At 72.2% G+C, this 15,197-nt stretch carries 15 protein-coding genes and 1 riboswitch; of the genes, 7 read left to right on the top strand and 8 right to left on the bottom strand.

Annotated elements, in window-relative coordinates; all coding sequences use genetic code 11:
* Nucleotides 1–93: 93 nt before the first annotated feature.
* The gene (locus QMK24_RS10025) at nt 94–1,062 is read right to left on the bottom strand and encodes an acyl-CoA dehydrogenase family protein (RefSeq protein ID WP_283465035.1); all 969 of its coding nucleotides are present in this window, start codon (nt 1,060–1,062) and stop codon (nt 94–96) included.
* The gene (locus QMK24_RS10020) at nt 1,062–2,225 is read right to left on the bottom strand and encodes an acyl-CoA dehydrogenase family protein (protein WP_283465033.1); all 1,164 of its coding nucleotides are present in this window, start codon (nt 2,223–2,225) and stop codon (nt 1,062–1,064) included. The genes QMK24_RS10025 and QMK24_RS10020 overlap by 1 nt, the downstream gene beginning before the upstream one ends.
* 91 nt (nt 2,226–2,316) lie before the next feature.
* Between QMK24_RS10020 and QMK24_RS10015 the strand changes: the two genes are divergently transcribed.
* From QMK24_RS10015 to add, 4 genes are all read left to right on the top strand, one after another.
* Nucleotides 2,317–3,114, top strand: coding sequence for an SDR family oxidoreductase (locus tag QMK24_RS10015; protein ID WP_283465032.1), 798 nt, complete (start codon nt 2,317–2,319; stop codon nt 3,112–3,114).
* Between the two features lie 42 nt (nt 3,115–3,156).
* A complete protein-coding gene (locus tag QMK24_RS10010) occupies nt 3,157–3,744 on the top strand; it encodes a TetR/AcrR family transcriptional regulator (protein ID WP_283465096.1) in 588 nt (195 codons plus the stop codon).
* 42 nt (nt 3,745–3,786) lie between these two features.
* Nucleotides 3,787–4,944 carry an acetyl-CoA C-acetyltransferase gene (locus tag QMK24_RS10005; protein WP_283465031.1) on the top strand — a complete coding sequence of 386 codons (1,158 nt, stop codon included), beginning with the start codon at nt 3,787–3,789 and terminating at the stop codon, nt 4,942–4,944.
* A gap of 109 nt (nt 4,945–5,053) precedes the next feature.
* A complete protein-coding gene (add, locus tag QMK24_RS10000; protein ID WP_283465030.1) occupies nt 5,054–6,058 on the top strand; it encodes an adenosine deaminase in 1,005 nt (334 codons plus the stop codon).
* Between the two features lie 48 nt (nt 6,059–6,106).
* On the opposite strand, the gene QMK24_RS09995 is transcribed toward add, so the two are convergent.
* From QMK24_RS09995 to QMK24_RS09980, 4 genes are read right to left on the bottom strand one after another with little or no spacing between them, the layout of a single operon-like run.
* Nucleotides 6,107–7,198 (bottom strand): NAD(P)H-dependent flavin oxidoreductase, encoded by a 1,092-nt coding sequence (locus QMK24_RS09995; RefSeq protein ID WP_283465095.1) that lies wholly within the window; start codon nt 7,196–7,198, stop codon nt 6,107–6,109.
* A gap of 35 nt (nt 7,199–7,233) precedes the next feature.
* Nucleotides 7,234–8,049, bottom strand: coding sequence for a CoA-transferase subunit beta (locus tag QMK24_RS09990; protein WP_283465029.1), 816 nt, complete (start codon nt 8,047–8,049; stop codon nt 7,234–7,236).
* The gene (locus QMK24_RS09985) at nt 8,046–8,894 is read right to left on the bottom strand and encodes a CoA transferase subunit A (protein WP_283465094.1); all 849 of its coding nucleotides are present in this window, start codon (nt 8,892–8,894) and stop codon (nt 8,046–8,048) included. The genes QMK24_RS09990 and QMK24_RS09985 overlap by 4 nt, the downstream gene beginning before the upstream one ends.
* 14 nt (nt 8,895–8,908) lie before the next feature.
* Nucleotides 8,909–9,688, bottom strand: a complete 780-nt coding sequence (locus tag QMK24_RS09980; protein WP_283465027.1) for an enoyl-CoA hydratase family protein — start codon at nt 9,686–9,688, stop codon at nt 8,909–8,911.
* Between the two features lie 80 nt (nt 9,689–9,768).
* Between QMK24_RS09980 and QMK24_RS09975 the strand changes: the two genes are divergently transcribed.
* From QMK24_RS09975 to QMK24_RS09965, 3 genes are all read left to right on the top strand, one after another.
* Nucleotides 9,769–10,566 carry an SDR family oxidoreductase gene (locus QMK24_RS09975; RefSeq protein ID WP_283465025.1) on the top strand — a complete coding sequence of 266 codons (798 nt, stop codon included), beginning with the start codon at nt 9,769–9,771 and terminating at the stop codon, nt 10,564–10,566.
* A 1-nt stretch (nt 10,567) separates the two neighbouring features.
* On the top strand, nt 10,568–11,488 hold the full coding sequence (locus QMK24_RS09970; RefSeq protein WP_283465024.1) for an SDR family oxidoreductase: 921 nt from the start codon (nt 10,568–10,570) through the stop codon (nt 11,486–11,488).
* A gap of 155 nt (nt 11,489–11,643) precedes the next feature.
* Nucleotides 11,644–12,792: a trypsin-like serine peptidase gene (locus QMK24_RS09965; RefSeq protein ID WP_283465023.1), complete on the top strand. Its 1,149-nt coding sequence runs from the start codon at nt 11,644–11,646 to the stop codon at nt 12,790–12,792.
* A 109-nt stretch (nt 12,793–12,901) separates the two neighbouring features.
* Here the strand turns inward: QMK24_RS09965 and QMK24_RS09960 are convergent, their stop codons facing one another.
* Nucleotides 12,902–14,350: a glycine hydroxymethyltransferase gene (locus QMK24_RS09960; RefSeq protein ID WP_283465021.1), complete on the bottom strand. Its 1,449-nt coding sequence runs from the start codon at nt 14,348–14,350 to the stop codon at nt 12,902–12,904.
* Between the two features lie 22 nt (nt 14,351–14,372).
* A riboswitch (ZMP/ZTP riboswitch) is annotated at nt 14,373–14,465 on the bottom strand.
* Between the two features lie 49 nt (nt 14,466–14,514).
* Nucleotides 14,515–15,180 (bottom strand): TetR/AcrR family transcriptional regulator, encoded by a 666-nt coding sequence (locus QMK24_RS09955; RefSeq protein ID WP_283465020.1) that lies wholly within the window; start codon nt 15,178–15,180, stop codon nt 14,515–14,517.
* Between the last annotated feature and the right edge of the window lie 17 nt (nt 15,181–15,197).

Here is a 15,197-nt window from a genome sequence, read left to right as displayed (position 1 = left end):
CCTGTACGGCGACTCGTTGGCTACCTTCGGTGCCGGGCCGTCACCCTTGGTTAGCGGCCGGAGAGCCCGGCCCCCGCACCCCCATGAACCCGGCTACGCCGAAAGCACCCGCGCCCGGCATTCGGACGGCGTGCCCCACGCCGTGCGCAGGGCCGTGGCCTTGCCGATCCACAGGGAGAGGTCGTACTCGGCGGTGTAGCCGATCGCGCCGTGCAGTTGGAGCGCGGTACGGGCCGCTGCGTAGGCGGACTCGCCGCAGGCCACCTTGGCGGCCGCGATGTTCCGGCTCGCGTCGGGCGCGCCGGCGGCCAGGGCCACCGCGGCGCCGTAGAGCAGCGGGCGGCCGAACTCCAGGCCGATGACGGCGTCGGCCAGTTGGTGCTTGACCGCCTGGAACGCACCGATGGCGGTGCCGAATTGGGTGCGCTGCTTGGCGTAGGCCACGGTCCTCTCCGCCAGCGCCAGCCCCACGCCCAGGGCTTGGGCGGCGGTCGCGAAGGCGGCCCAGTCGGCCGCCTCGCGCACGGCGGGGCCGTGCGCGACCGACTCGCCGCCGGTGGGGCGGGCGAGCCGGCGGGCGGGGTCGAGGGAGGTGCGGACCGGGCCGTGGCCGTCCGCGAGGACGAGGTCGTCGTCCACGACGTGGAACACCGCGTCGGCCGCGTCGGCGTCCAGGGCGTAGGGGCCGGACAGCGCCAGTGTCACCATGGCGCGTCCCGAGGCGATGCGGGGCAGCCATTCCTTGGCCGGACCGCGGTCGCCGAGGCGCTGCAGCAGGACGGACACGGCGACGGTCTCGGCGAGCGGACCCGGCACCGCGTGCCGGCCCAATTCCACGAAGGCGGCGGCGAGTTCGACGGGCAGCGGTCCGAGTCCTTCGTACTCCTCGGACACCGCCAGGGCGAAGACACCGGTCGCGGCGAGGCGCTCCCACAGAGCGCGGCCCGGGCCGTGGTCGCCGGCGGACCAGGCGCGGACGGCGGCGGGGGTGTCGGCCGCGGTCAGCAGCCGGTCCAGGGTGCGGGTGAACTCGGTCTGTTCCGCGTCGAGGAGGAACCGCATCAGCGGCGTCCCTTCGGGAGGCCGAGCAGCCGCTCGGCGATGATGTCGCGCTGGATCTCGTTGGTGCCCGCGTAGATCGGCCCGGCGAGGGAGAAGACATATCCCTCCGACCAGCCGCTGTCACCGCTGCCGTCCCCGTCGCAGAGTTCGCCGTCGGGGCCGAGCAGGTCGAGGGCGGTCTCGTGCAGACGGATGTCCAGTTCCGACCAGAAGACCTTGTTGAGGCTGGACTCGGCGCCGATGTCGCCGCCCTCGGCGAACCGGGAGGCGTTGCCGAAGGTGAAGAGCCGGTAGGCGCGGGCACCGATCACCGCGTCGGCGACCCGGTCGCGCAGCGCGGTGTCCGACGGGTCCGCCCGCTCCCGCCACAGGGTGGTCAGCCGGTCGGCGGCGGCCAGGAAGCGGCCGGGGCTGCGCAGGGTGAGGCCGCGCTCGTTGCCCGCGGTGCTCATCGCGACCCGCCAGCCCTGGCCGGGCGCGCCGATGACGTCCTCGTTGGGTACGAAGACGCCGTCCAGGAAGAGTTCGGCGAAGGCGGGCTTGCCGTCGAGCCGTCCGATGGGCCGCACCGTCACGCCCGGTGCGTTCAGCGCGAACATCAGATACGTCAGCCCGCGGTGCGGCCGGTCCGCCTCCGGGTCGCTGCGGAACAGGCCGAACGCGCGGTCGGCGAAGGCGGCGCGGGACGACCAGGTCTTCTGGCCGGTCAGGAGCCATCCGCCGTCGGTGCGGGTGGCGGTGGACCGCAGGGAGGCCAGGTCGCTTCCCGCTTCCGGCTCCGACCAGGCCTGCGCCCAGATGGTCTCACCGCTCGCCATGGCGGGCAGCACGCGGGCGCGCTGCCCGTCGGTGCCGTGCTCGAAGAGAGTGGGGGCCAGCAGGCTGATGCCGTTCTGGCTGACGCGGCCGGGGGCGTTCGCCGCGTAGTACTCCTCCTCGAACACCAGCCAGCGCAGGATCGAGGCGCCCCGGCCGCCGTACTCCTCCGGCCAGGACACCACCGACCACCGGCTGCCCGACAGAGTGCGCTCCCACTCGCGGTGGGCGGCGAAGCCCTCGGCGGTCTCCAGTGAGGGCAGCGGAGTCGCGGGGACGTGCGCGGCGAGCCAGCCGCGGGCCTCGGCCCGGAAGGCGTCCTCGCCGGGCGTGAAGTCGAGGTCCATGCGGTTCCATCCTTCCCTAACAAGTGTTTGGTAGAATAACCTACGGCCCGTCAGCCGTCGACCCGTCAGCAGCCGTGGAGGAGTTCCGCGTATGACCGCGAACCTGGGCACTCCGCCCCCCTATCCGCAGGGCCACGACCTCCTGGCCGGGCGCACCGCCGTCGTCACGGCCGCGGCAGGCGCGGGCATCGGCGGCGCCACCGCGCGCCGGCTGCTGGAGGAGGGCGCGAGCATCGTGATGGGCGACGCGCACTCCCGCCGCGTCAAGGAGTCCGCAGAGGAGCTGGCCGGGGAGTTCGGCGCGGACCGGGTGGCGGGCATCGTCTGCGACGTCACCCGCGAAGAGGACGTGACCGCCCTGTTCGACCTCGCCGTGACCCGCCACGGACGGCTCGACATCCTCGTCAACAACGCGGGCCTCGGCGGCACCGCCGCCCTCGTCGACATGACGGACGAGCAGTGGTCGAAGGTCCTCGACGTCACCCTCGGCGGCACCTTCCGCTGCACCCGCGCCGCCCTGCGCCGGATGAAGGAGTCCGGCAGCGGCGGTGTCATCGTCAACAACGCCTCCGTGGCCGGCTGGCGCGCCCAGGCCGGACAGGCGCACTACGCCGCCGCCAAGGCGGGCGTCATGGCGCTCACCCGCTGCGCCGCCGTCGAGGCCGCCGCGTACGGTGTCCGGGTCAACGCGGTCTCTCCCAGCCTGGCCATGCACCCCCACCTGGCGAAGGTCACCACCCCCGGACTGCTCGCCGAACTGACCGAGCGGGAGGCGTACGGGCGGTACGCCGAGCCGTGGGAGATCGCCAATGTCATCGTCTTCCTGGCCAGCGGCTACTCCTCGTACCTGACCGGGGAGACCGTGTCGGCCAGCAGCCAGCGCGCGTGAGGCGAGAATGAACGGGTGCCGAAAAACAGCAAGAAGACGACGATGAGCCCCGCCCCCGAGCGCCGCGGCGAACTCCTGGCGACCGCGGCCGAGGTGTTCGCCGCACAGGGCTACAACGCCACCACCGTCCGGCGGATCGCGGACGAGGCGGGCATGCTCGCGGGCAGCCTCTACTACCATTTCGATTCCAAGGAATCGATGGTCGACGAGATCCTCTCGACCTTCCTCAATGAGCTGTGGGCCGGGTACGACGAGGTGCTGGCCGCCGGCCTCGGCCCCCGGGAGACCATCGAGGCCCTGGTCACGCAGTCCTTCAAGGAGATCGACCGGCACCGGGCGGCGGTGGCGATCTACCAGAAGGAAGCCAGGCATCTGGCCGCCCAGCCCCGTTTCGGCTACCTCGCCGACTCCCAGGTGAAGTTCGAACGCGCCTGGCTGGGCACGCTGGAACGCGGGGTGGCGGCCGGAGTCTTCCGCGCCGACCTCGACGTCCGGCTCACCTACCGATTCGTCCGCGACACCGTGTGGGTCGCGGCCTCCTGGTACCGGCCGGGCGGGCAGCACAGCCCGGAGGAGATCGCCCGGCAGTACCTGTCGATGGTCCTGGACGGCGTCGCCGTCCGGAGCTGACATGGATAAAGAGACCTTTCCGAAGGACACCGAGGAGCAGTCATGGCCGAGGCCTACATCGTCGAAGCGGTCCGCACACCGATCGGCCGGCGCAAGGGCGGACTGTCCGCCGTGCACCCCGCCGATCTCGGCGCGCATGTCCTCCAGGCGCTCATGGAGCGCTCCGGGGCCGACCCGGCGGCCGTCGAGGACGTGGTCTTCGGCTGCCTGGACACCGTCGGCCCGCAGGCCGGCGACATAGCCAGGACGTCCTGGCTGGCGGCCGGACTCCCCGAGGAGGTGCCCGGGGTGACCGTGGACCGGCAGTGCGGCTCCTCCCAGCAGGCCGTGCACTTCGCGGCCCAGGCGGTGCTGTCGGGCACCAGCGACCTGGTGGTGGCGGGCGGCACGCAGAACATGTCGATGATCCCCATCGCCTTCGCCAGCAGGCAGGCCGCCGACCCCCTCGGCCTGACCGAGGGCCCGTTCGCCGGCTCACTGGGCTGGCGGGCCCGCTACGGCGACCAGCCCGTCAACCAGTTCCACGGCGCCGAACTGATCGCTGACAAGTGGGGCATCACCCGTGAGGCGATGGAGGAACTGGCGCTCCGCTCCCACCAGAGGGCCCTGCGCGCCATCGACGAGGGACGGTTCGACCGTGAGCTCGTCGCGTACGGCGCGGTGACCACCGACGAGGGGCCGCGCCGGGACACCAGCCTGGAGAAGATGGCGGGGCTCGAACCGGTGGTCGAGGGCGGCCGGATCACCGCCGCCGTCTCGTCGCAGGTCTCCGACGGCGCCTCGGCGATGCTGATCGCCTCCGAGCGCGCGGTCGCCGAGCACGGCCTGACGCCCCGGGCCCGGATCCACCACCTGTCCTGCCGCGGTGAGGACCCGATCCGGATGCTGTCCGCGCCGATCCCGGCGACGGCGTACGCACTGAAGAAGACCGGCCTGTCGATGGACGACATCGACCTCGTCGAGATCAACGAGGCGTTCGCCCCGGTCGTGCTCGCCTGGCTCAAGGAGACCGGAACCGACCCGGACAAGGTCAACGTCAACGGCGGTGCCATCGCGCTCGGACACCCGCTCGGCGCCACCGGCACCAAGCTGATGACCACGCTGCTGCACGAGCTGGAGCGGACCGGCGGCCGGTACGGCCTGCAGACCATGTGCGAGGGCGGCGGACAGGCCAACGTCACCATCATCGAAAGGCTGTGACGCCGCGCGACCGGCTCGCGCGACCGGCTCGCGCGACCGGCTCGCGCGACCGGCTCGCGCGGACGCAATTCGTTCGACGCCTCCGGTACCCGGTGACAGGCTTCCCGGTATGACTCCGACGCGTGACGTGCGTCTGCTGCCCAAGGCCCATCTGCACGTCCATCTGGAAAGCGCCGTGCGGTGGCCGACCCTGGGGGAGACCGGCACCGCGAACGGCGTGGAGATCCCCGCGCGTCTGCTGGACGGCGGTCACGCCTTCACGGGCTTCGCGGACTTCTTCGCGCAGAACGCCCTGGTCAGATCGTGCCTGCGCCGGCCGGAGGACTTCCGGCGGATCGCCTACGAGTTCTGCGAGGACGAGGCGGCCAACGGCACCCGGTACGCGGAGGTCTCCTTCACCGCGGCGGCCCACGGAGAGCGGCTCGGCGATCTCGACATGCCCCTGGTGAGCGTGCTGGAGGGGCTCGCGGCGGGACGGGAAGCGTTCGGGACCGAGTGCCGGGTCCTGCTCGACCACTCCCGCCGCCGGTCGGTGGAGCGCGCCTGGCGCACCCTCGAACTCGCCGAGCGCTACGCCCGGGACGGGGTGGTGGGAATCGGTGTGGCGGGAGACGAGGCCCATCCCGTCGAACCGTTCGCCGAGGTCTTCGCGGCAGCCCGGAAGGCCGGGCTGCATACCGTGCACCACGCGGGAGAGGCCTGCGGGGCGGACAGCATCCGCGCGGCCCTGGACATCGGGGGAGCCGAGCGGATCGGACACGGCATCCGGATCCTGGACGACGACGAACTCGTCGCCGACGTGCGGGAGCGGCGGATCCCGCTGGAGGTGTGCCCGTCGTCGAACGTCGCTCTCGGCTTCGCCGCCTCCTTGCGCGTGCACCCGCTGGAGCGGCTCCGCGCGGCCGGTCTGGTCGTCACGCTCAGCACCGACATCCCGTCGATGATCAACGTGTCACTGGCGCGCGAGTACGCCCTCGTCCGTGACGCCTTCGGCTACGACGACGCGGTGCTGGCGGACTTCGCCCGTGCGGGCGTGGACGCCTCCTTCGCACCGGCCGGGACCAAGGCGCGGTTGCACACGGAGATCGACGGCTGGATCGCCTCCGGCAGCTGACCCGTCAGGGACATCGCCGCGAGGACCGCCGCCGCCTTCCCGCTGCCGTCAGCGCACCCGCTCGCGGGGCAGCGCCCCGAGCGCCGCCCACGCCTCCGCCATGACGCGGTCGATGAGTTCGGCGCAGGACGGCAGGTCCTCGATCAGGCCGGCGACCTGGCCTGAGGCCATCACCCCGAGGTCGGTGCGGCCTTCGACCATCGAGGCCTTGAGCATCATCGGGGTGTTGGCGGCGAGCAGCACCTGACTCCAGGTCAGCTCCTTCCCGTGCTTCATGGCCAGCCCGTCGCGGACCATCGCCCGCCAGCTGAGCCCGGAGCCCTCCTTGAAGGCCGCCGCGTGCCGCAGGGCGCGCAGCAGTGCGGCGGGCCTGCCCGAGCGCTCCAGAGCGTCGACCAGTTCCGAGCGCAGCATCCGGTGCGGCAGGCCGTCCACCTTCGTGGTGACGGTGACGTCCTTGACCGACGCCGCCAGATAGCGGGCCTTGACCGCGTCGGGGACGGTGCTGTCGGAGGTCAGCAGGAAGCGGGTGCCCATCGCGATGCCCGCGGCCCCGTACGCCAGGGCGGCGACGAGGCCGCGGCCATCGAAGAAGCCGCCGGCCGCGATGACGGGGATGCCGACGGCGTCCACGACCTGCGGGAGCAGCACGGTGGTGGCGACGTTTCCGGTGTGGCCGCCGCCCTCGCCGCCCTGCACGAGGACGGCGTCCGCACCCCAGGCCGCGACCTTCTCGGCATGGCGGCGGGCGCCGATGGACGGGATGACGATCACCCCGGCGTCCTTGAGGCGGGCGATCAGGTCCCGGGACGGCGCGAGGGCGAAGGACGCGACCCGTACGCCCTCCTCGATGAGGATGCCGACGCGTTCGAGGGCGTCGCCCGCGTCCGCCCGCAGATTCACGCCGAACGGCGCGTCCGTACGCGACCCGACCTCGCGCACGGCGGCGCGCAGCTGCTCCGGGGTCATGGTGGCGGAGGCGAGGATGCCCAGCGCCCCGGCGTTCGCGGTGGCCGACACGAGCCGGGGGCCGGCCACCCAGCCCATGCCGGTCTGCACGATCGGGTACCGCACCCCGACCAGCTCGGTCAGCGGGGTCCCGAACGGTGCCGGGCCCTTCTGCTGCGGCGGTTCCGGCATTCCGGGCGCCTCCGGTGCCGCGTCCGGTGGCCCGCTCATGCCCGTACCTCGCGGTCACGCAGACTCTTGGGGTCGATCACCTCGCGGATCAGCCGCAGTTCCGCGTCCGTCGGCTCGCGGGTGAACGGGACCCGGTCGGGGATCACGAGCGGGAACCCGGTGACCTCCTGCACCTGCCCGGCGGTCACCCCCGGGTGCAGGGAGCGGATCCGCATCGACCGGTCGGGGGTGTCGAAGTCGAAGACGGCGAGCTCGGAGATGACCCGGCGGATCTCGTGGAACCGGGTCGCGGTCTTCCCGGCGGCCGCCGCACGGTCGTAGCCGACCCCGCTGACCATGTCGACCCGCGCGACGAAGACCCGCGCCGAATGCCTGGGCACCCAGTAACTGGTCGGATTGTTGAGCGTGTTGACGGGGGCGCCCCTGACCCCCAGCAGCTGGCGCTTGGGCCGTTCCCAGTCGCCGATGCAGGAGATGTTCTGATTGCCGAACCGGTCCACCTGGCCGGCGCCCATCATCACGTGCCGTTTGCCGCCGGTCACCATCGCCAGATGCTGGCGGTAGGGCAGCCAGCCCTCGATCAGCCCCGCCTTCTCCCCGATCGCCGGGACATCACCGATCAGCAGCGCCTCGCCGTCGGTGAGCAGCAGGTCGGGCGAGAAGGTGAGCTTCGCGAGCCGGGCGCCGATCGCGGGCACGGTGCCCATCGGGCTGGCGAGGATCTCGCCGTCCCCGCGCCACGCCTCGGCGCACGCGACCACGCAGTACTCGGCCCGGGTCACGTCCCGCCCGTCCCGCCCGTCCCGCCCGTCCTGCGCGTCCTTCGTGCCCGGCACGTCGTGCGCGTTCATGAGCCCTCCCTCGCGAACGCCCCCACGGCGGCCTGGTAGGTGTCCTCGTCGCCGGACAGGAAGCGCGCGGTGAACTCCCGCCATGCCGCCGGGTCGGCGGCGGCCTTGGCGTACGCGCCCTGGAACGCCTCGTCGCGGTCGTAGTCCGGGACGCAGGAGGTGAAGTGCGCGCCGTTCGGCGTCTCGACGACTCCGGCCACCGAATGGCGCTTGACCAGCAGCGTCTGCGGCGCGCCCGCCTCGAGCAGCTCCGCGCTGCCGACGATGCGCTCGCAGCTGATGTACGCGGCGTCGGCGGCCTCGCAGAACAGGTCGTCGAAGTACGGGTCGGGGCCCAGATACTGGCCGTTGCCGTGCGCATCGGCCCGGTTGAGGTGCACGAACGCGGCGTCGAGCCTGAGCGCGGGCACGGCCACCAGCTCCTCGCCGTCCTCGTACGGGGAGACGACCGTCCGCAGTGCGGGGTTGACCCGCATCAGGTCAGAACCGAGCCCGGCCCTGATCGGCATGAAGGGCAGCCGGTGCACGGCGGCGGTCAGACCCCACATGAACATCGCCTCGTCCAGCTCCGTCATCTCGAAGGCGGCGCTCTCGCGGGCGGCCCGGAAATGCGGTTCCAGCGGGATCGAGTCGAGGGTGGTGAAGGCGGCGACCAGTCTGCGGATCTTCCCTGCGGCGGCCAGCAGCCCGACATCCGGGCCGCCGTAGGAGACGACGGTCAGGTCGGTGATCTCCGAGCGCAGCAGGGCCCGGACCAGTGCCATCGGCTTGCGGCGCGATCCCCAGCCGCCGATGCCGAGCGTCATCCCGCTCTCCAGCCGCCCGATGATCTGCTCGGCGGTCATGGTCTTGTCCGTACTCACCGTTCCTCCTTCACCGGCTGTGTGGCAGACGCCGATTTCGTCGATACGAACGCGTCCCGGTGCCGGTCGGCGAGCCCGCTGAGGTTGGCCTCGAAGGTGAAGCCCTGCTCGAAGCGGTAGCTGCGGCGGACGTCCACCGGGTCGATGCCGTTGATCGCGGCCTTGGCCAGCCGCAGCAACACGCCGTCCTTGGCGGCCATTTCGGCGGCCAGCGCGAGCGCGGCGTCCAGCAGCTTCTCGCGCGGCACGACCTCCCACACCGAGCCGTGGTGGTGCAGCTCCTGGGCGGTGGCGGTGCGGGAGGTGAAGTACAGGGTGCGCATGAGGTGCTGGGGGACGAGCCGGGCCAGATGGGTGGCCGCTCCGAGTGCCCCGCGGTCCAGTTCCGGCAGTCCGAACGTCGCGTCGTCGCTGGCCACGATGGCGTCGGCGTTGCCGACCAGGCCGATGCCGCCGCCGAGGCAGAAGCCGTGCACGGCGGCGATGACCGGTACTTCGCAGTCGTAGACCGCGCCGAACGCCTCGGCGCAGCCGTGGTTGGCGCCGATCAGCGCCTGGTGTCCCGGCGTGCGCTGCATCTCCTTGATGTCGACGCCCGCGTTGAAGCCGCGGCCCGCGGCGGTCAGCACGACGCAGCGGACGCCCGGATCGGCGCCGGCCGTCCGCAGCGCGTGGGCCAGGTCGAACCACCCTTGTACGGGAAGGGCGTTGACGGGCGGGAAGTCGACGGTGATGACGGCGATTCCGTCTTGCGGGGCCGAGGTGGAGACACCCATGATGAGGATCAGCTACCTTTCCACCAAACATTTGTTAGGTAAGAAGGTAGCAGCGGATCGTGCGCTGCGGGAGGTGCCAATTGACGGTCACCGTCGATCTGTCCGGACGCGTCGCCGTCGTCACCGGCGGCACGAGAGGCGTCGGCGCGGGGATCGCCCGCGCCTTCCTGGAGGCGGGCTCCGAGGTGGTGGTCTGTGCGCGCCGCCCCCCGGACGAGCCGGTCACGGCGGGCGGCCGCACCGCGCGCTTCCTCCCCCTCGACCTGCGGGACCCCGCAGCCGTCGACGCGTTCTTCGCACGGGTCGGGGACGACTGCGGCCGGCTCGACACCCTGGTCAACAACGCCGGGGGGACGCCCTTCCGGCTGCTCGCCGACGGCGGCGCCGCCCGCCATGCCAGGGTCGTCGAACTCAATCTCACCACCCCGCTGACCGCGTCACTGGCCGCCTACGAGGTGATGCGCCACCAGGAGACCGGCGGATCGATCCTCATGATCGGCAGCGTCAGCGGCGGCCGCCCCTCGCCCGGCACCGCCGCCTACGGCGCCGCCAAGGCGGGCCTGGACAGCCTCGCGCGCTCCATGGCCGTGGAATGGGCATCCGCCGTGCGCGTCAACACCCTGGTCCTCGGCATGGTCCGCACCGAACTGTCCCATCTGCACTACGGCGACGAGGCCGGTATCGCGGCCGTCGGCCGGACGGTGCCCGCCGGCCGGCTCGCCGAGCCCGCCGAGGTCGGCGACGCCTGCGTCTTCCTCGCCTCGGACCGCGCCGCGTACATCACCGGCGCGAGCCTGCATGTGCACGGCGGCGGCGAGCGCCCCGCCTTCCTCGACGCCGCCACCGTCAACCATCAACACGTCGACCAGGAGAAGTGACATGACCGGAACCGGAACCGGAATCTGCGCGGGCCGCGTCGCGGTCGTCACCGGTGCGGGCCGTGGTCTCGGCCGCGCCCATGCGCTCGCCTTCGCCGCCGAGGGCGCGAAAGTCGTCGTCAACGACCTCGGCGTCGGCCTCGACGGCGCCGGGGGCTCGGCGGGACCGGCGCAGCAAGTGGTGGACGAGATCCGCGCGCTGGGCGGGGAAGCGGTCGCCAACGGCGACGACATCGCCACCGCGGCCGGGGCCGCCGCGCTGGTCGCCACCGCGCTCGACGCCTTCGGCCGGCTCGACACCCTCGTCAACAACGCCGGCTTCCTGCGTGACCGGATGCTCGTCAACCTCGACGAGGACGACTGGGACGCCGTGATGCGCGTCCATCTCAAGGGCCACTTCCTGCCGCTCAAGCACGCCGCCGCGCACTGGCGCGCCGAGGCCAAGGCCGGGCGCACCCCCGACGCCCGGGTGGTCAACACCAGTTCGGGAGCCGGGCTGTTGGGCAGCGTCGGGCAGGGCAACTACTCCGCGGCCAAGGCCGGAATCATCGGTCTGACCCTCGTGGCGTCCGCCGAGATGGCCCGGTACGGCGTACGGGTCAACGCCATCGCGCCCGCCGCGCGCACCCGGATGACCGAGCGGACCTTCGCCGAGACCATGGCCGCCCCCGGCGACGACGCCTTCGACGCCATGGCCCCGGACAACGTCTCCCCACTGGTCGTCTGGCTCGGCTCCGCGACCTCCGCCGCCGTCACCGGCCGCGTCTTCGAGACGGAGGCGGGCCGCATCACCGTGATGGAGGGCTGGCGCCCGGGACCGACCGCCGACAAGGGCGCCCGCTGGACCCCGGCGGAAGCGGGCGAGACCGCCCTCGCGCTGCTGGCCGACGCCGAACTCCCGCAGCCGGTCTACGGGGCGTGACCGCGCGGCCCTCCCGGCCGGGACATCCGGCGCCGGTCCGCGACATCGGGGGGCCGCTGATCCATGCCGTCAGGGGACCCGGCATAGTAGAGGCGCCCCGGATGGGGGCATGACAAAAGACGTACAAAAAGCACGTACATGGGGGAACAAACTCAATGCCATTCATACGACGGTCCGCCCGAGCCGCAGCGGCGGTGGCCGCGCTCCTCGCGCTCACCGCCACCGCGTGTGGTCCGGACGGCAGCGACGCGGCAGCGCAGCCGTCCGCCGCACCCAGCACGTCCGCCAAGGGCGACGCCAAGCTTCCGGCCGGTCTGCCCACCAGCATCAAGGACCTGGAGAAGTGGAAGCAGGGCGACTGGAAGAACTGGGACAAGTGGGCCCGTGAGGCGGCCGACTTCGCCAACCCGGTCATCAAGGACCTGTGGAAGCCGGCCCGGATGTCCGACGCGAAGGAGAACCAGAACACCGTTCAGTCGAACTTCGGCTCGGACCAGGGCACCACCGACGCCGCGCCGCGCCCGGTGGCGGCCCAGGAGGTCGCCCACCCGTACCACCAGCACGCGGCGCCGGTCGGCAAGGTCTTCTTCGACAGTCCCGAGGGCCCCATGGTCTGCTCCGGCACCGTCGTCGACGACCCGGCGCACCCGGGCAAGTCGAACCTGGTGTGGACCGCGGGCCACTGCGTCCACAACGGCGCCAAGGGCGGCTGGTTCCGCAACATCGTCTTCGTCCCGTCGTACAACGACAACGGACTTCCCGCCTCGCAGGTCAACAACTCCCCGCAGCGCAACGTCACCCCGTACGGCGCCTGGTGGGCCGACTGGGCCCAGACCTCCTCGCAGTGGATGGCCACCGGGACCCACACCGGGGGCGGCGGCTCGCCGTACGACTTCGCGGTGCTGCACGTGCAGCCGGAGAACGGCGGGGGCAAGTCCCTGCAGGAGACCGTCGGCGCCTCCCTGCCGGTGTGGTTCGGCGCTCCGTCGCCGACGCTGTTCAGCGGCATCGGCGCTTGGGGCTACCCGGCCGCGCCGCCGTACGACGGTGCCCGGATGCTCGACTGCATCGGCAAGCCCGCCCGGCTGTCGATGGGCGCCTCGATGCCGACCGAGTACCGGGTCGGCTGCACGATGACCGGTGGTTCCTCGGGCGGCGGCTGGTTCGCCACCATGCCGAACGGCAAGACCGCCCTGGTGTCCGACACCTCGATCGGCCCGCCCGACCACACCTGGCTGGCCGGCCCGCACCTGGGCCCCGAGGCGCAGGGCGTCTACAACGCGATCAGTAGCAAGTTCAGGTAACACGAGTTGGTCGTTGAACGCCGGACGGGCTGCATGCAGCCCGTCCGGCGTTTTTCATGACCGCGCGGCCCAAGGACGCGTAACCCGGTGAACCCTGCCGGTCACGGCGTCAGCTCAGGTCGATGCCCGGGTAGAGCGGGAAGCCGGCCAGCAGGTCGGCGGAGCGCTGGGCGACCTGCTCCGCGACCGAGGCGTCGAGCAAGTGGTGGGCCTTGGAGACAGCGCCGCTCGGGCTCGTGCCGGGGCGGGTGTTGGCCAGCACGGTGTCCATGAGACCGGCGATCTCGTCCATCTCCGTCACCCCGAGTCCGCGGGTGGTGAGCGCCGGGGTGCCGATGCGGATGCCGGAGGTGTACCAGGCGCCGTTCGGGTCGTGCGGGACGGAGTTGCGGTTGGTGACGATGCCGGCGTCCAGGAGCGCGGCCTCGGCCTGGCGGCCGGTGAGGCCGTACCCGGAGACGTCGGCGAGGACCAGGTGGTTGTCGGTGCCGCCGGTCACCAGGGAGACACCGCGCCGCAACAGGCCCTCGGCCAGCGCGCCGGCGTTGTCGACGATGCGCTGGGCGTAATCGCGGAAGTCGGGCCTGCGGGCCTCGGCGAGGGCCACCGCCTTGGCGGCCATCACGTGCGGCAGGGGTCCGCCGAGTACCATGGGGCAGCCGCGGTCGACGTGTTCGGCCAGTTCGGCGTCGCACAGCACCATGCCGCCGCGCGGCCCGCGCAGCGACTTGTGGGTGGTGGTCGTGACGATGTTGGCGTGCGGCACCGGGTCGAAGTCGCCGGTGAGGACCTTGCCCGCGACCAGGCCCGCGAAGTGCGCCATGTCGACCATGAGGGTCGCGCCGACCTCATCGGCGATCTCCCGCATGATGCGGAAGTTGACCAGCCGCGGATAGGCGGAGTAGCCCGCGACCAGGATGAGCGGGCGGAACTCGCGGGCGGTCTCGCGCAGCGCGGCGTAGTCCAGCAGACCGGTCTTCGGGTCGGTGCCGTAGCTGCGCTGGTCGAACATCTTGCCCGAGATGTTGGGCCGGAAGCCGTGGGTGAGGTGACCGCCCGCGTCGAGTGCCATGCCGAGCATCCGCTGGTCCCCGAGCTCGCGGCGCAGCGCCGCCCACTCCTGCTCGCTGAGGTCGTTGACATGGCGGACCTGGGCACGCTCGAGCGCCGGGCTCTCCACCCGCTGGGCGAGGATGGACCAGAAAGCCACCAGGTTGGCGTCGATGCCGGAGTGCGGCTGTACGTAGGCGTGCGTCGCGCCGAACAGCTCGCGGGCGTGCTCGGCGGCGAGCGCCTCGACGGTGTCGACATTGCGGCAGCCGGCGTAGAAGCGGCGGCCGATGGTGCCCTCGGCGTATTTGTCGCTGAACCAGTTGCCCATGGCCAGAAGGACGGCCGGGGAGGCGTAGTTCTCGCTGGCGATGAGCTTGAGGGACTCGCGCTGGTCCTTGAGCTCGGCGCCGATGGCGTCCGCGACCCGCGGCTCGACGGCGCGGATGACGTCCAGCGCGCTGCGGAAGGCGGTGGATTCGGTACTGAACGACGGTTCTGCGGCCATGGCGGGCCTCCTGGACGAGAAAGGGGACGGCCCAGGCGCGCGGCATCACATCGTCGGAAGACGGAGCCGCTCCCCGATGGTCGATCCCATCCAAGCGCCAGTCACGGCTCACGTCGACCCTAGCAGCGCGACCGCCGCCCCGCTCCCTACCGCAGGGCAGGTCGTTAGTCCGGCCGGTTGCCGAGATAGCCGCGCAGCACCCGTTTGCACTCGGCGATCAGGGCCGGATCGCCGTCCGGGTCGGTGCGGAAGGCCAGCCGCAGGACGGCGTCGGCGCATTCCAGGGCGACGCGGCCGGCCAGCCGGGAGGCGGCGGGGTCGAGGAGCCCGCCGGTCAGGGCCCACAGCCGGTCGGCGACGGCCGTGTTGTTGTCGATCTCGGTGTCGAGCAGATGCATGGCGGCGGGCTCCTCGCGGCCGACCGCGCCGAAGTCGACGACGCCGAACCCCGGCACGGCCCGCCGCATCGCGACGAACTCCTCGACGGCCAGGTCCACCAGGGCGGCGATGTCGCGCGGGGACTCGGCCGCCATCCGCCGGGTCAGCCGGTCGGTGTACCGCTCCAGATTGCGGGCGGCGAGCGCACCGAGCAGGCCGTCCTTGCCGGGGAAGAACTGGTACAGGGTGCCGATCGGCACTCCGGCCCGGCGGGCCACCTCCTTGGTGGTGAGCGCGGTGTACCCCACCTCGTCCAGCAGGACGGCGCACGCGCCCAGGATGCGCTCGACGCGTTCGGCGCTGCGCCGCTGCACGGGGCTGCGGCGGACGGTGGAGGCGGCGGTGGCGGCCCGGGTCTGTTCCTGCTGTTCTTGCGTGGGCTGTTCCTGCATGCGCCCACTCTGCCGGA

Origin of the sequence: Streptomyces sp. PH10-H1, assembly GCF_030063355.1 — a bacterium.
Taxonomy (GTDB): Bacteria; Actinomycetota; Actinomycetes; order Streptomycetales; family Streptomycetaceae; genus Actinacidiphila.
The sequence above is the reverse complement of the archived record's forward strand: the minus strand, read 5'-3'. Positions and strand labels throughout refer to the sequence as shown.

Coding starts and splice junctions, on each gene's coding strand:
- QMK24_RS10025 (WP_283465035.1), bottom strand. CDS start 1,062: ATGCGGTTCCTCCTCGACGCGGAACAGACCGAGTTCACCCGCACCCTG.
- QMK24_RS09970 (WP_283465024.1), top strand. CDS start 10,568: ATGACCGGAACCGGAACCGGAATCTGCGCGGGCCGCGTCGCGGTCGTC.
- QMK24_RS09980 (WP_283465027.1), bottom strand. CDS start 9,688: ATGGGTGTCTCCACCTCGGCCCCGCAAGACGGAATCGCCGTCATCACC.
- QMK24_RS09995 (WP_283465095.1), bottom strand. CDS start 7,198: ATGCCGGAACCGCCGCAGCAGAAGGGCCCGGCACCGTTCGGGACCCCG.
- QMK24_RS09955 (WP_283465020.1), bottom strand. CDS start 15,180: ATGCAGGAACAGCCCACGCAAGAACAGCAGGAACAGACCCGGGCCGCC.
- QMK24_RS09965 (WP_283465023.1), top strand. CDS start 11,644: ATGCCATTCATACGACGGTCCGCCCGAGCCGCAGCGGCGGTGGCCGCG.
- QMK24_RS10020 (WP_283465033.1), bottom strand. CDS start 2,225: ATGGACCTCGACTTCACGCCCGGCGAGGACGCCTTCCGGGCCGAGGCC.
- QMK24_RS09990 (WP_283465029.1), bottom strand. CDS start 8,049: ATGAACGCGCACGACGTGCCGGGCACGAAGGACGCGCAGGACGGGCGG.
- add (WP_283465030.1), top strand. CDS start 5,054: ATGACTCCGACGCGTGACGTGCGTCTGCTGCCCAAGGCCCATCTGCAC.
- QMK24_RS10005 (WP_283465031.1), top strand. CDS start 3,787: ATGGCCGAGGCCTACATCGTCGAAGCGGTCCGCACACCGATCGGCCGG.
- QMK24_RS10015 (WP_283465032.1), top strand. CDS start 2,317: ATGACCGCGAACCTGGGCACTCCGCCCCCCTATCCGCAGGGCCACGAC.
- QMK24_RS10010 (WP_283465096.1), top strand. CDS start 3,157: ATGAGCCCCGCCCCCGAGCGCCGCGGCGAACTCCTGGCGACCGCGGCC.
- QMK24_RS09985 (WP_283465094.1), bottom strand. CDS start 8,894: ATGACCGCCGAGCAGATCATCGGGCGGCTGGAGAGCGGGATGACGCTC.
- QMK24_RS09960 (WP_283465021.1), bottom strand. CDS start 14,350: ATGGCCGCAGAACCGTCGTTCAGTACCGAATCCACCGCCTTCCGCAGC.